Raw genomic sequence first — 1,609 nt, 5'->3', positions numbered from 1 at the left:
CAGTCCGCCGAGCACCCCGACTACCGCGGCTACGCGGGCCAGATCGCCTCCGGCGTCCTGCGCGTCGGCGAGGCCGTTACTGTCCTGCCCTCGGGCCGGACCTCCGTCATCGAGGGCATCGACGCCCTCGGCGAGAGCGTCGACATCGCCTGGGCCCCCCAGTCGGTGACCCTGCGCCTCAAGGACGACATCGACATCTCCCGCGGCGACCTCATCGCCCCGTCCACGAGTGCCCCGGCGACCACGCAGGACGTCGAGGCGACGGTGTGTCACGTGGCGGACCAGCCCCTGGCCGTCGGCGCGCGGGTGCTGATCAAGCACACGACGCGGACGGTGAAGGCGATCGTCAAGGAGATCCCCTCCCGGCTGACCCTGGACGACCTGTCGCAGCACCCGAACCCCGGGCAGCTCGTCGCCAACGACATCGGCCGCGTCGTCGTCCGCACCGCCGAGCCCCTCGCGCTCGACGCCTACGCCGACTCCCGCCGCACCGGGTCCTTCCTGCTCATCGACCCGGCCGACGGAACCACCCTGGCGGCCGGCATGGCGGGCGAGTCCTTCGCCTCCAAGGCCGAGACCACGATCCAGGCGGACGAAGAAGGGTGGGACTTCTAACCGATGACGACCGACATCTACTCCACCTTCGCGAAGGAGGGCGGCCGCGTCGGCAGCGGCGCCCTCGGCAGCGGCCAGGGAGGGGTGGCGCGATGTGCGCGATGACGTACGCGCACCGCTTGCGCGCCCACACCCCCCTCGAGCTGTACCCGCCCTTGTTCCACAGACGAAGACGTGCGTCATGAGATGACGCTACGAGAGGAAGTCCTCCCGTGCCTACCGCCGGAAACGCCCGCACCACCCTGCGTCGCAGCATCGTCGCCACTGCCGCCCTGCCCCTGCTGATCGGCGCCCTCGCCTCTTGCGGCTACGGCTCCGAGGCGGCGAAGGACGAGCCCAAGGACACGGCCTCCAACGTCGCCGCCGACGCGGGCAAGAAGCTCTCCGCCTCCGAGGTCCGCATCGGGTACTTCCCGAACCTGACCCACGCCACGGCGCTCGTCGGTCTCCAGGAAGGCCTGATCGAGAAGGAACTGAACGGCACCAGGATCAAGCCGCAGTCCTTCAACGCCGGCCCGTCCGAGATCGAAGCCCTCAACGGCGGCTCCCTCGACATCGGCTTCATCGGCCCCTCGCCGTCGATCAACGGCTACGTCAAGTCCAAGGGCTCCAACCTGCGGATCATCTCCGGCTCGGCTTCCGGCGGCGTCAAGCTCGTCGTGAACCCGGAGAAGATCAAGACCCTGGACGACCTCAAGGGCAAGAAGATCGCGACCCCGCAGAAGGGCAACACCCAGGACGTCGCCTTCCTCAACTGGATCTCCGAGAAGGGCTGGAAGGTCGACCCGGAGTCCGGCAAGGGTGACGTCTCCGTCGTCCGTACGGACAACAAGGTCACCCCGGACGCCTTCAAGCAGGGTTCGATCGACGGCGCCTGGGTGCCGGAGCCCACGGCCTCCAAGCTCGTCTCCGACGGTGGCTCCGTCCTCCTCGACGAGACCGCCCTGTGGCCCGACAAGAAGTTCGTGATCACGAACATCATCGTGTCGCAGAA

The 1,609-nt window shown here is 68.5% G+C and carries 1 protein-coding gene and 1 pseudogene; both read left to right on the top strand.

Annotated elements, in window-relative coordinates; translation table 11 throughout:
* Window positions 1-615, top strand: a pseudogene (locus tag NOD94_RS41035) (hypothetical protein); the annotation flags it as partial.
* Between the two features lie 212 nt (window positions 616-827).
* Window positions 828-1,609: ABC transporter substrate-binding protein (locus tag NOD94_RS41030; protein ID WP_281211338.1), on the top strand; the 782-nt coding region annotated here is incomplete at its 3' end.

Source organism: Streptomyces sp. Isolate_45 (assembly GCF_024721315.2).
Taxonomy (GTDB): domain Bacteria; phylum Actinomycetota; class Actinomycetes; order Streptomycetales; family Streptomycetaceae; genus Streptomyces.
This window is presented reverse-complemented; position numbering and strand designations above follow the sequence as displayed.